This window comes from Gluconobacter sp. P1D12_c (genome assembly GCF_018812105.1).
GTDB lineage: Bacteria > Pseudomonadota > Alphaproteobacteria > Acetobacterales > Acetobacteraceae > Gluconobacter > Gluconobacter oxydans_A.
In genome coordinates, this window is the sequence record NZ_JACSIQ010000584.1 from 1 (window position 1) to 416 (window position 416).

The following is a 416-nucleotide window of genomic DNA, read 5'->3' on the forward strand; positions in this document are numbered from 1 at the left end:
CCATCCCACACAGATGGCCTACGGCCACACTACGTGGCTCCCGCTCTGCGCTCGCTCTGTGATGCAGGACACAGCAAATCTGAGCTAATTATCTGCTCATGAAGCGAAGCAGTTTGAGCTATCTTTTTAATACTGATTTAGCCTTTAGCATGGAGGTCGAAACCCCAATGCTAGACCCCGGACCTTCGGGGTCGTCGCTCTAGGCAATAGAGCGATCAGAACCCTTTTGAGGCTTCGCCTTAGGTTCCCACGTCGCCTGGAATGACTCAAGCCACTCCTTCGCAATCCTATCGCAATCACGCATTATATCATCCAACGTGTAGAGAGTCTTAATGAACGGAACAGGATTATTTCCATGCGAATCCAAAGAATCAAAAACTAAACCAAGATAAGTTTCAAGCTGTTCATTCTTCTTC

Annotated in this window: 1 protein-coding gene; it reads right to left on the reverse strand. The window is 47.8% G+C overall.

Annotated elements, in window-relative coordinates:
* Nucleotides 1-199 precede the first annotated feature (199 nt).
* Nucleotides 200-416, reverse strand: a 217-nt coding sequence (locus KP705_RS18260) for a hypothetical protein (RefSeq protein WP_215765324.1), incomplete at its 5' end; no start/stop codon positions are given.